Annotated in this window: 10 protein-coding genes; 1 reads left to right on the top strand and 9 read right to left on the bottom strand. The window is 60.4% G+C overall.

Annotated elements, in window-relative coordinates; genetic code table 11:
- Positions 1-56: 56 nt before the first annotated feature.
- Complete coding sequence (locus JNB88_RS29930) at positions 57-2288, top strand: heavy metal translocating P-type ATPase (RefSeq protein ID WP_220358626.1); 2232 nt, start codon at positions 57-59, stop codon at positions 2286-2288.
- Between the two features lie 54 nt (positions 2289-2342).
- Here JNB88_RS29930 and JNB88_RS29935 read toward each other — a convergent pair whose 3' ends face one another.
- The 9 genes from JNB88_RS29935 to ftsH form a co-directional block, all read right to left on the bottom strand.
- On the bottom strand, positions 2343-3377 hold the full coding sequence (locus JNB88_RS29935) for a transporter substrate-binding domain-containing protein (RefSeq protein ID WP_420832232.1): 1035 nt from the start codon (positions 3375-3377) through the stop codon (positions 2343-2345).
- Between the two features lie 513 nt (positions 3378-3890).
- The gene (locus JNB88_RS29940) at positions 3891-4175 is read right to left on the bottom strand and encodes a hypothetical protein (RefSeq protein ID WP_220358627.1); all 285 of its coding nucleotides are present in this window, start codon (positions 4173-4175) and stop codon (positions 3891-3893) included.
- A gap of 24 nt (positions 4176-4199) precedes the next feature.
- Complete coding sequence (locus JNB88_RS29945; RefSeq protein WP_220358628.1) at positions 4200-4358, bottom strand: entericidin; 159 nt, start codon at positions 4356-4358, stop codon at positions 4200-4202.
- A gap of 143 nt (positions 4359-4501) precedes the next feature.
- Positions 4502-6097, bottom strand: a complete 1596-nt coding sequence (gene serA, locus JNB88_RS29950; RefSeq protein ID WP_220358629.1) for a phosphoglycerate dehydrogenase — start codon at positions 6095-6097, stop codon at positions 4502-4504.
- Between the two features lie 94 nt (positions 6098-6191).
- A complete protein-coding gene (locus tag JNB88_RS29955) occupies positions 6192-7370 on the bottom strand; it encodes a phosphoserine transaminase (RefSeq protein WP_220358630.1) in 1179 nt (392 codons plus the stop codon).
- Positions 7371-7519: 149 nt separating this feature from the next.
- Positions 7520-8317: an outer membrane protein gene (locus JNB88_RS29960; protein WP_220358631.1), complete on the bottom strand. Its 798-nt coding sequence runs from the start codon at positions 8315-8317 to the stop codon at positions 7520-7522.
- Positions 8318-8498: 181 nt separating this feature from the next.
- A complete protein-coding gene (locus JNB88_RS29965; protein ID WP_220358632.1) occupies positions 8499-9269 on the bottom strand; it encodes an outer membrane protein in 771 nt (256 codons plus the stop codon).
- A gap of 184 nt (positions 9270-9453) precedes the next feature.
- The gene (gene glmM, locus JNB88_RS29970) at positions 9454-10806 is read right to left on the bottom strand and encodes a phosphoglucosamine mutase (RefSeq protein ID WP_220358633.1); all 1353 of its coding nucleotides are present in this window, start codon (positions 10804-10806) and stop codon (positions 9454-9456) included.
- Between the two features lie 238 nt (positions 10807-11044).
- The gene (gene ftsH / locus JNB88_RS29975; RefSeq protein ID WP_037136883.1) at positions 11045-12976 is read right to left on the bottom strand and encodes an ATP-dependent zinc metalloprotease FtsH; all 1932 of its coding nucleotides are present in this window, start codon (positions 12974-12976) and stop codon (positions 11045-11047) included.
- Positions 12977-13022: the final 46 nt, after the last annotated feature.

The raw sequence follows: 13022 nt of genomic DNA on the forward strand, positions 1-13022 counted from the left end.
CCTCTAGTCACTAGAGGATGTAGGAGAGATGCTTCTGTCTGACAAGGAAGCGGAACATGGGTGAATTGATCGAGAAGCGTTACAGGGTTGGCGGCATGGACTGCGCCGGCTGCGCAGCCAAGATCGATACCGCCGTGCGGCGTATGCCCGGCGTCGAGGACGTTGCGGTATCCGTGACGGCTGGAACCATGACTGTACGCCACGATGGTACCAGCGACCTCGTTGCCATTGAAAAACGGGTGACAAGCCTTGGTTATTCCGTTGCGCAGCTGGCTGGAAGATCTCAGGTGGACGCACCATCCGCTTGCTGTGGACACCATGACCACGACCATGCAAAGCATGATCACGAAGGACATGATCGTGCTCGGCAAGAACAGGCCACGGACGCGCTCGAGGGCCTCCACGGGCATGATCATGCGCCGATGGCTGGGCCTTGGTGGCAAAGCAAGAAGGGCCGTCTGACAATCCTTTCCGGGGCAGCACTTGTTGTCGCCTATGCCGTTGGCCACCTCATACCCTCCATTGCCCCCTACGCGTTTGTCGTCGCGATGCTGATCGGGCTTGTCCCCATTGCACGGCGCGCGGTCGTTGCAGCCTTCGCCGGCACCCCTTTTTCGATCGAGATGCTGATGACGATTGCGGCGGTCGGCGCGGTCATCATCAATGCCGGGGAAGAAGCAGCGACAGTGGTCTTCCTGTTCCTGGTCGGCGAGTTGTTGGAAGGCGTCGCCGCCGGCAAAGCGCGCGAGAGCATCCAATCGCTGACAACACTGGTTCCGAAACGGGCCTTCCTCGAAGAAAACGGCAAAACCCGGGAAGTGCCGGCCGAGGACCTCGCCGTCGGCTCGATCATTCTGGTTCGCCCCGGTGACCGCATTGCCGCTGATGGCACGATCCTTTCCGGCGACAGCACGATCGACGAGGCCCCGGTAACCGGCGAGAGCACGCCTGTGCGTAAGGGCGAAGGCGAGACGGTTTTTGCCGGCACAGTCAACGGCGATGCCGCTCTTCGCGTGAAAGTCACCGCTGCCGCCGCCGACAATACGATTGCCCGCGTCGTGCGATTGGTGGAAGAGGCACAGGAATCCAAAGCGCCGACCGAGCGCTTCATCGATCGCTTCTCGCGCTACTACACTCCCGGCGTTGTCGCGGTCGCTGCTCTCGTCGCGATCTTGCCGCCGCTCCTCGCAGGTGGTGCCTGGGACGAATGGATCTACAAGGGCCTCGCCATCTTGCTGATCGGTTGCCCCTGTGCACTGGTGATCTCGACGCCGGCGGCAATCGCGGCTTCACTCTCGTCAGGCGCTCGCCGCGGCCTGCTTCTCAAGGGTGGCGCGGTTCTTGAAACGCTTGGCAAGGTCACCGCCGTAGCCTTCGACAAGACGGGAACGCTGACAGAGGGCAAACCGCAGGTAACCGATGTGATCGCTTTCGGGCAGGATGAGGCTGAAGTTCTCCAGTATGCGGCCGCCCTCGAAACCGGCTCCAGTCATCCGCTCGCACTGGCGATTCTGGCAAGGGCAGCGGCTGCGGGCGTCACGCTCCCCACCGTGATCGATGCGAAGGCTATCGGCGGAAAGGGCATTATCGGGACTGTCGAAGGACAACCGATCTTCTTTGGATCTCCAAAGGCGGCCGATGAGCGTATTCCTCTCTCGGCGGAACAGAGACACCGCATCGCCGCGCTCAACGACGATGGAAAGACCGTATCCGTGCTTGTCGTCGGCGACACGCTGGCGGGAGCTATCGCGATGCGCGACGAACCGCGCGACGACGCCAAGACTGGCCTTGAAAAGCTCACGGAGGCAGGCGTCAAGACCATCATGCTCACCGGCGACAATCGTCGCACCGCAGAGGCAATCGGCAGGCAGCTCGGCATTGAGGTGCATGCCGAGCTGATGCCGGAGGACAAGCAGCGCATCGTCAGTGAATTGAAGCGCGATGGCCTGATCGTCGCCAAGGTCGGAGACGGGATCAACGATGCTCCAGCCCTCGCAACGGCCGATGTGGGCATCGCCATGGGCGGAGGCACTGACGTTGCACTCGAAACCGCCGATGCCGCGATCCTGCATGGTCGCGTCAGCGACGTGGCCGCGATGATCGCGCTTTCCAAGCGCACCATGCGCAACATTGTCGAAAACATCACCATCGCGCTCGGGCTCAAGGCCGTCTTCCTGGTGACGACGATAGTGGGTATCACCGGTCTCTGGCCGGCAATCCTGGCCGATACTGGCGCCACGGTGCTCGTTACCATCAACGCGCTGAGGCTGCTCAAGCCGGCGACCTAGATTAACGCGTCACCCACGCGACCGTAAGGTCACTCGGGAGTTTTGTTCGTGTCGCTACTGCTTCTCCCCAAGATACCGGAACAGTGTTCGCTTCCAGTTTTGATCGTGAACCGCCTCAAGGAGGGCCACATCGATCGCCTTCCGGTACGGTCTCCCGAGCGGCATGGCGAGCCCATAGCTCTGTGGCTCGAAATCGACGTCGAGAACTTGGATGGTGCTGGAGAACCGCTGCTCCACCGTCCAGGCGAGAAGCGGTTTGTCATAGACGAAAGCATCGATCGACCCCGCCTCGAGTGCCTTCAATCCGTCGACGACCTGAGCAAACGTGCGATGCTTGATGCGCTCGCCATCCAGGAAACCGCCGGTGGCCGAGTTGGCGAGCGTTCCGACGCGTACGCTCTGCAAATCGTCCACACCGTTGACCAGGCCGCGCATCTGCCTCGTGGTCAAGGCTGACGTAACGCTTGCCGTGAAAACCGCGATGGTGATGATCGATACCACCATCCAGATAATTGCAAGCGCCCTGCCCGCAATGGTTATGGGTCCGCGGTGACCGGTGCTGGCTTGGGTCATCGCCTCTGCCGACCACCAGATGCTCGCCCCCAATCCACGTGCAGCCGTGCCGCCGAAATCGTCGTTGTGGCGCCGTTCGAAGAGCCACACCAATGCGCCGACGAGCAGGGAGATGCCGATCAACGCCCCCGCTGCCTGCAGGAAGCCTGCCGAAACCATTGTCCGGATAATCTCTCGCCACACCGACACGCTATTGGCCGACACTGCAATACCCAAGCCGGTATCGTAGAAAGGCTGGCTGAAATCGACGCTGCGTTCGCGCTCCGCGGTGATCGTGATTGCGGCGACGGAAACATCGTAGTCCCCGCGAGCCGTGGCATCGATCAGCTCCTGCACGTTGGGCGCTTCCGCAAGGCGAAACTGAAGCCCTAGCTTCCGCGCCACCTCCCGCCAAAGCTCGATGGAGATACCGCTCCACTGGCCCAGTTCATCCTTCATCGCGAACGGCGGTGCTTCCTTGGTTCCGATGACGAGTTCACGCCGCGGAAAATTCGGCCTGCCCTCCTGTTCCACCATCTGCGCGAAGGCATCGCCGCCGACGACCGCGACAAGCGCAACAATCGCGCAGAAATGGCCGCCACGGCGGAGCGCGCCGTGCAGCAATGCAGACACTGGAGCGAGGCAGATTGCCACCATGCCCGTATGCACCATCAGAGGGCGCCCACTCAATCACAGCTTCAGATCCGTCATCAGGATTTTCATATCCGGGGACGGACGAGGAGATGGCGCGAAGCGAGCCACGGAAGAGCGTAAATTGGAAGTACGTTACGGTAAAACCGCCGCCGGAGCCGCACCACGCAATCGACTTCGTGGCTGCACCCGTGCCTCAAAATTTTCGCCTGCCGGTTCACTCGCGGAAATTTGCACGCGATGGGAACATTTTGCGCGCCTGAGAGTTAACGTTGAGAGGAGGACTAACATGACGAATGATTTCAACAGACCACCCCCGGTCAATCCCTCTGCGTCGAAGAGCAAGACGCTATGGATTGTTTTGGCAGTCATTGTCGTTATCGTCGCTCTAGCAGCCACCTACTGGCCAACATCGCGAAGCGATTCAACGGCCACCGCCCCGAGCGCGCCGGCTCCGACCGCCTCCGAACCTGCATCGCCGCCACCTGCGTCGACCGCGCCGGCGACAACACCGCCAGCAGCGGCCACGCCACCCGCGACCGAACCGGCCACTCCTGCGGCCCCCGCACCGGCGACAACACCGCCAGCGGCCACGCCGCCCACGACCGAACCGGCCACACCTGCGGCTCCCGCGCCGGCGAACCCGCAGTAATTGAAAGCCTGCTTGCTCGCAGGCTTTCTCATGAAGCATGGGGCGGCCGGTTCGACTTAGTTCGCGCCGGCCGTGAGGATCCGATGCGTACTCGCATCGAGCGCATTGCTTGCTTCGCGGCCATCCTTGGCAAGGCCGTTTGCAGTGTTGGCGCAGGACGAGAGCCCGACAATGGTTGCGAGTGCGATGGCGAAAGAGACAGTAACTCTTGTCATGCAAGCTCGCGAATTCGTCCCGAACGTGGCCTTCGAAGGGAATGTCCCCCTAGAGGCATCCGCGTAGAATAAAAGACAAAACGAGAAAACCCGGCACAGGTTCCCACGCCGGGCTTTCTCATTGCCTTGGGAGCAGCATCCAATTAGTCGACTGCGAAAACCAAGTGCTTTGCCTGGCGGATCGCCGCGTTCGCCGTGAGCTTCGCAAGCACGTCGTCACCGATTGGACCATCGACATAGAGCAGCGCGATCGCGTCTCCGCCCTGCTTGTCACGGCCAAGCTGGAAGTTCGCGATGTTGACGCCGGCAGAGCCCAGCGTGGTACCGATGAAACCGATCATGCCGGGCACGTCGGTATTGGTGATGTAGACCATATGCGAACCGACGTCGGCATCGAGGTTGATACCCTTGATCTGGATGAAGCGCGGCTTGCCGTCCGAGAACACCGTGCCGGCGATCGAGCGTGTCATCGAGTCCGTCTTGACAGTCAGCTTGATGTAGCCGTCGAAGACACCCGTCTTGTCCCGCTTGACCTCGGAGAGGACGATACCCTTTTCCTTGATCATGACGGGCGCCGAAACCATGTTGACGTCGGCAACCTGAGTTCGGATCAGACCGGCAAGCAGCGCGCTCGTCAAGGCGCGCGTATTCATCGCGGCCGTCGCGCCATCATAGAGGATTTCGATTTCCTTGATCGGCTCTTCCGTGACCTGGCCGACGAAGGCGCCGAGAACATCGGCAAGCCGGATGAACGGCTTCAGGATCGGTGCTTCCTCAGCAGTGATCGACGGCATGTTGATGGCGTTGGAGACGGCACCCTTGACGAGGTAGTCCGACATCTGCTCGGCAACCTGCAGAGCGACATTTTCCTGCGCTTCCGTGGTCGATGCGCCGAGATGCGGCGTGCAGACGACGTTCGGTAGGCCGAAAAGCGGGCTTTCCTTTGCGGGCTCGACTTCGAAGACGTCGAAGCCGGCGCCAGCGACGTGGCCGGACTTGATGGCTTCGGCAAGCGCTGCCTCATCGACCAGACCACCACGGGCGCAGTTGATGATACGAACACCAGGCTTTGTCTTGGCGAGGTTTTCCTTGCCGAGGATGCCACGGGTCTTGTCGGTCATCGGAACGTGCAGGGTGATGAAATCAGCCTTGGCGAGCAGCTCATCGAGCTCAACCTTGGTCACGCCCATTTCCTGGGCGCGTTCGGCCGACAGGAAGGGGTCGTAGGCGAGAACATGCATGCCGAGCCCGATCGCCTTCTTGCAGACGATGCCGCCGATATTGCCGGCGCCGATCACGCCGAGCACCTTGCCGGTGATTTCGACGCCCATGAACTTCGACTTTTCCCACTTGCCCGCCTGCGTCGACGAATCGGCGGCAGGCAGCTGGCGGGCAACGGCAAACATCAGCGCGATGGCGTGCTCGGCCGTCGTGATCGAGTTGCCGAACGGCGTGTTCATCACGATGATACCGCGCTTCGACGCAGCCGGGATATCGACATTGTCGACGCCGATGCCAGCGCGGCCGATGACCTTGAGGTTGGTCGCAGCCGCGATCAGCTTTTCCGTAGCCTTTGTGGCGGAACGGATGGCGAGACCGTCATAGTTGCCGATGATTTCGGCGAGCTTGTCCTTGTCCTTGCCGAGCTGCGGCTGAAAGTCGACTTCGACGCCACGATCACGGAAAATCTGGACGGCGGTTTCCGACAGTTCGTCGGATACGAGAACGCGAGGTGCCATTGGGGGCTTCCTTCAAAAAGTTCAGCAATGGATGAAATCAGGGATGCGAGGCTCCGCCCATCAGGCGGAGCCGGATGCAATCAGATCAGGCAGCTCAGGCGGCAGCCTGGGCAAGCGTCGCCTTCTGGGTCTCGAAAGCCCAGGATAGCCACGGCATCAGCTTCTGCATGTCGGCAGTTTCGATGGTGGCACCCGCCCAGATGCGAAGACCGGATGGTGCGTCGCGGTAGTGGCCGATGTCGTAGGCGACACCTTCCTTGTCGAGCAGGCTTACGATGCCCTTGGCGAAGTTCGCCTGGCCGTCGGCGTCGAGCGCCAGAACATCCTTGTCGACGATCTTCAGGCAGACGGACGTATTGGATGCCGTCTCCGGCTTTAGCGCCAGATTGGCGATCCAGTCGTTGGCGGCTACGAAGTCCGCGATGACCTTGGCATTTGCATCGGCACGCGCCATCAGGCCCTTCAGTGCACCGACATCCTTCGACCAAAGCAGCGCATCGATATAGTCTTCGACGCAGAGCATGGAGGGCGTGTTGATCGTTTCGCCGCTGAAGATGCCTTCGATCAGCTTACCGCCCGATGTCAGGCGGAAGATCTTTGGCAAAGGCCATGCCGGTGCGTAAGTGAGCAGACGCTCGACGGCGCGCGGCGACAGGATGATGACGCCATGAGCGCCCTCGCCGCCGAGAACCTTCTGCCAGGAGAAGGTGACGACATCGAGCTTGGCAAAGTCGAGGTTCTGCGCGAATGCCGCAGACGTCGCATCGCAGATCGTCAGACCCTTGCGATCGGCCGGAATAAAATCAGCGTTCGGAACGCGGACGCCGGAGGTCGTGCCGTTCCAGGTAAAGACGACGTCGCGGTCGAAATCGATGGTCGAGAGATCGGGCAGCTCGCCGTAGCCAGCTTCGATCTTCCGCACGTCCTTGAGCTTGAGCTGCTTGACGACATCGGTAACCCAACCGGCGCCGAAGCTCTCCCAAGCAACCATGTCGACGCCGCGCTCGCCGAGCAGCGACCAGAGCGCCATTTCGACGGCGCCGGTATCCGAGGCAGGAACGATACCGATGCGGTAGTCCGCCGGCACTTCCAGAATTTCACGAGTAAGGTCGATGGCCTGCTTCAGCTTCGTCTTGCCGATCTTCGCGCGGTGCGAACGGCCAAGAGCCGCGTCGGAAAGGGCTTCGAGCGTCCAACCGGGGCGCTTCGAGCAAGGGCCAGAAGAAAAATGGGTGTTGTTCGGACGTACGTCCGGCTTTGCGGTCTTCGCCATGTGCTATCCTTCCAGATAGATAGCTCCTCGTTGGGGAGGAGTGTCCCGCCGCCGTGGTTATAGGGCGATGGGTTCGAAGTCAAGCAGTGGGCGTCGCAATGAGAGAGATTTTTGGCGTGCGCGCGTCATTGCGTCGCGGATCGAGCGACCTACCAGGTAGCAATGCGCATGCCGATGCGGAACTCGTGCCGGGTCACCCCGTGATCGCGCCCCCTTGCCTCGGAGGAACCTGAAAACATGCTGCCGCCGGCGATGTCGGAAAAGCGATAGCCAAGATCGACCTTGACGTTATCGCTGACGTCGTAGCTGACGCCAACCATCAGGGCATAGGTGAAGCGCCAGCTGTTTTCTCCATTGAAACCTTGCTGGGCGAAGGCGGCTCCAGCGCATGTCGAAGTGCCGTCGACGCACTCCGGCTGGGATGTCACGCTCCCCCATCTGACATTTGTTATCCCCACGCCGGCGCCGACATAGGGGGTGAAGCCGGCAACGGTTGCGAGGTCAGCATAGCCGTTCGTCATGATCCCATACGCTCGGACATCGGCGCGCGTGGCGTAGGCGCAACCGGTTCCGACGGGCGCGGAAGGCGCACAAGGCAGATCGAGCCGCGCCGTACCGGTGAAATCGCTCTTGAAGAAGTCTGTCGTTAAGTCGGCACGCCAGATATCGCTGAACTGATAGCCTATTCCGACGCCACCGGAAAACGGATGAGAAAAGCGCGCCGGGTCGAACTCGTCGGCACCAGCGCCACCGGCGCGAAATGTCGGATCTTCGTTGCCAGTCCACGGCGCATAGCCGAGATCTCCCCGGAGATACCATCCGGAGGTCGTTGAGTCGCCCGCAATGCTGACCTCGGGTACGTCGGTGATGAGGTCCTCCGCCGCCACCGGACTGCCGAGCAGCACAAGGCTTGCTACGGTGGCGAGGATCGCTTTGGACGATTTCATTGGAAATTCCCGGCGGGCAGGACGACGCCCGCATGACTGACTACGCGGACATTATTTCAGCGAGATGCTAACGCGTGGTTAACCATAGTTATTAACCACGATAAGTGTCCGGGCGGATGCAAAAAGGCCGCCGTGAAGGCAGCCTTTCAAGTCAGAACTTGTGCAAGAAAGATCGCCGTGGCTATTGCAGTGAATAGCGCAAGGCGAGTTTGAAGTCGTGCGATGTGATGTTGTTGAAATGCATCGGCCCAGTGTCCACCGTGTTGTCATAGGAGTGGATCCGGCCGGTCTTGGCATCGCCTAGATCAAGGTAGGTATAGCCGAAGTCGACAGTGAGACGGTCTGTCACTTGATAGCCGAGGCCCGCATGGAGCGCCCAGGCAAAGTTCCATGTGGAGTCGCTGTCGGCATAGGCGACGCCCTGCGTCGGAACATTGATGTCACGGAAACCGGAGATGGTGTTGCGTGAGGTACCGACACCCGCTCCTACGTATGGCGTGATGCCGTACCAGGTGCCCAAATCGACATAGGCGTTGGCCATCAACAACCATTCGGACTTGGCGCCGTCGTAATCATTCGTGCCATCCCAAACAGTCGTCCCGGATCCATCGATATGCCCATAACGATCGAGCGCGGAGAAATCTGCCTTGCCGCGATACTGGACGATCGCATCGGCGCGTAGCCACTGGTTGAATTGGTAGCCTACACCCAGGCCACCTATCGGGGCGCTGTTGAAGCCGCCATCGTCCAAAAATGGATGGAGCTCCACGTCGTCAAACAACTCTTGCTGCAGCCCACCAAGGCGCTGGTTGCTCATGCCCAATTCGCCGCGCAAGTACCATCCGCCAAAGACCGGCACGGGCGCCGGCGCGGGGTCGACATAAAGATCGGCCGCGAGAACGGGGGCAGTTCCCGCCAGCACCGCAGCAGCGGCAATCAAAAATCTCTTCATATTAATTCTCCAGAAACACAAAGAGTCCGCATGTCAGTCGACCGCATCCGGCTCTTACTCGTCCCGAAGTCTTACAAATCAGAGTTAATGTCCGATTAAATTTACAGGATATTCATCATGACCTTGCGCAAAAGCGCATGGCGGGGTCGAATCGGCATCGACCCGCCATTCACGGCCGCCGCTTTCACGCGGCGTCACGCACTCTGCCTATCACACCAGTCAGATCATTGACAATGCGCTCGATCTGGGCCCGGTCGTCGCCCTCGGCCATGACGCGGATCAGCGGCTCGGTGCCGGACGGACGAATGACCAGGCGGCCGCTCTTGGCAAGCTCGGCTTCCGCATCGGCGATCGCCTTCTGCACGCGAAGATCTTCCAACGGCTTGCCGCCGGAGATCCGGACATTGCGCAGCAGCTGCGGCACGGGTTCAAAGCGACGGCAAATTTCGCTCACCGTCTTGCCGGTCCTCTTGACCGCGGCAAGGATCTGCAGGGCAGCGACCAGACCGTCGCCCGTTGTGCCGTAGTCAGACAACACGATGTGGCCGGACTGTTCGCCGCCGACATTGTAGTTGTTCTGGCGCATATGCTCGACGACATAGCGGTCGCCGACCATCGTACGCACGAGACCGAGGCCCTTATCTTCCAGGAAGCGCTCCAATCCGAGATTAGACATCACCGTCGCCACGATGCCGCCACCGCGAAGCTGCTGGCTTTCCGCATAGCTTTCTGCAATGACAGCCATCAGCTGGTCGCCATCGACAACCGCACCGTTCTCATCGACAATGATGACACGATCGGCGTCACCATCGAGCGCAATGCCAATATCGGCGCGCACTTCATCGACCTTCTTCTGCAATGCGACCGGGCTGGTGGAGCCGCAGTTGAGGTTGATGTTCGTGCCATTAGGTTCGTTGCCGATGGTCACGACGTCAGCGCCGAGTTCCCAGAGCACGGCAGGAGCCACCTTGTAGGCGGCACCATTGGCGCAGTCGATCGCGATCCTCAGACCCTGCAATGTCACATCGCGCGGCAGCGTGCGCTTCGCATGTTCGATATAGCGGTCGTGAACGCCATCCACGCGCTTGGCACGACCGATATTATCTGCCTTGGCAAGCTGCGTGGAGAGATCCTTTTCCAGCAGATCCTCGATCTGCGATTCCAGGTCGTCGGACAGTTTGTAGCCATCCGGTCCGAAAAGCTTGATGCCGTTATCCTGGTAGGGATTGTGGGAGGCCGAGATCATGACACCGATGTCGGCGCGCAACGAACGTGTCAGCATCGCCACGGCGGGCGTCGGGATAGGTCCGAGGACGAATGCATCGACACCTGCAGCAGTGAAACCCGCAACCATCGCGTTTTCCAACATGTAGCCCGAAAGACGTGTGTCCTTGCCTATGACGACACGGTGACGATGGTTACCTCGACGAAAGATTGTTCCAACTGCAATGCCGACCCTCATTGCGAGATCCGGAGTCATCGGGAACACGTTGGATTGACCGCGAATACCATCCGTGCCGAAATAGCGTCTTTTCATATGCACCCCTGTGCCTTGGCGCGCCTTGAGGCTGCGCATTATTACTTGCAAAATCACGCCGCCACAGGCGGAATGTCGCTACAAAAGCCCCGATTGAGGCCTCCCGATGTCACCGGCATGACATAAATCGCTGTAACCATCACGTAAATTAGCAAGAAAACTCATTACATCGCGTTACCGACGCAAAAGGCCGGCGTCCGCAATGGACCCCGGCCTTTCGGTCATTCCTCAAGGGAAATCAATGTGGCTGTGGCTCCAAGCCGGTTTCTGGCTCGTCACCCTTGGCAGCCGGTCGCGTACCGGTCTTCGGCACGGCCGAGCCGCGGCTGGGCGGTGCGTCGTCGCCGAGATCGCGCGAAGGCTTCTCTCCACGAATCAGCGCCTTGATTTCCTCGCCGGTCAGCGTCTCGTATTCGAGCAGCCCTTCGGCAAGCGCCACGAAGTCATCGTGCTTGTCCGTCAGGATGTCACGGGCCTGGGTGTAGGCCTCATCGATCAGGCGACGCACTTCATTGTCGATCTTCTGGGCCGTTGCTTCGGAGACGTTCTTCGACTGCGAAACAGAGTGGCCGAGGAAGACCTCCTGCTGGTTCTCACCATAGGCCACCTGGCCGAGCTCGTCTGAGAAGCCCCACTGTGTGACCATGGCACGGGCAAGCTTGGTTGCCTGCTCGATATCCGAGGAGGCGCCGGAGGTGATGTTCTCCTTGCCGAAGGTCAGCTCTTCGGCGACACGACCGCCCATCATGATGCAGAGGCGCGAGACCATCCACTTGTAGCTCATCGAGTAGCGGTCGCCCTCGGGAAGCTGCATGACCATGCCGAGCGCGCGGCCGCGGGGGATGATGGTTGCCTTGTGTAGCGGATCGGCGACCGCGACGTTGAGCGCGGTGATCGCGTGACCGGCTTCGTGATAAGCCGTGAGCTTCTTTTCCGCCTCGGTCATCGCCGAAGAGCGGCGCTCGGCGCCCATCATGATCTTGTCCTTGGCGTCTTCGAATTCCTGCATCGTGACGACGCGCTTGTTACGGCGCGCAGCCATCAGGGCAGCTTCGTTGACAAGGTTCATCAGATCAGCACCGGAGAAGCCGGGCGTACCGCGAGCCAGAACCTTGAGATCGACATTTGGTGCCAGCGGAACGTTGCGTGCATGAACCTTCAGGATACGCTCGCGGCCGACGATATCGGGGTTCGGGACGACGACCTGGCGGTCGAAACGGCCCGGACGCAGGAGCGCCGGATCGAGAACGTCGGGGCGGTTGGTCGCAGCGATCAGGATGATGCCTTCGTTGGCCTCGAAGCCGTCCATCTCGACCAGCAACTGGTTCAACGTCTGTTCGCGTTCGTCGTTACCACCGCCGAGACCCGCGCCACGATGGCGGCCGACGGCGTCGATTTCGTCGATAAAGATGATGCAGGGCGCATTCTTCTTGGCCTGTTCGAACATGTCACGCACACGAGATGCGCCGACACCAACGAACATTTCAACGAAGTCCGAACCAGAGATCGTGAAGAACGGAACGTTCGCTTCGCCAGCGACAGAACGGGCGAGCAGCGTCTTACCGGTACCGGGAGGGCCGACCAGCAGCACGCCGCGCGGGATCTTGCCGCCGAGGCGTTGGAACTTCTGCGGATCACGCAGGAATTCGACGATTTCCTCGAGGTCCTGCTTGGCTTCGTCAACGCCGGCGACGTCGTCAAACGTGACGCGGCCATGCGCTTCGGTGAGCAGCTTGGCCTTGGATTTGCCGAAGCCCATCGCGCCGCGCGAGCCGCCCTGCATCTGCCGCATGAAGAACAGCCAGACACCAAGGATTAGCAGCATCGGCAACAGCGTTCCGATATAGCTCAGAAAGCCGGACGAACCATCGGTTTCCGGACGTGCCGAAACGAGGACATTCTTCTGCTGAAGGCGATCAAGCAGGCTGTCGTCGACGACAGGCGTATAGGTCTGGAAGGTGGTGCCATTTTCAACATAGCTACCGGAAACGCGGTTGCCCGTGACGACGACTTCCTTGACGCGGCCCGCATCCACTTCCCGCAGGAACTGCGAGTATGGGATTTCGCGGGAGCTGGTCTGCGCCGGCGACGTCTGGAACATGCTGAACAGAGCAATCAGAAGCAGAGCTATGATTGCCCACAAGGCGAAATTACGTAAGTTAGGGTTCATCGAACTCCCCAGCACTGGAACAGCTGCCTCATGGCAACCGTCTTAT

Origin of the sequence: Rhizobium cauense, from assembly GCF_019511525.1 — a bacterium.
Classification (GTDB): domain Bacteria; phylum Pseudomonadota; class Alphaproteobacteria; order Rhizobiales; family Rhizobiaceae; genus Rhizobium; species Rhizobium cauense.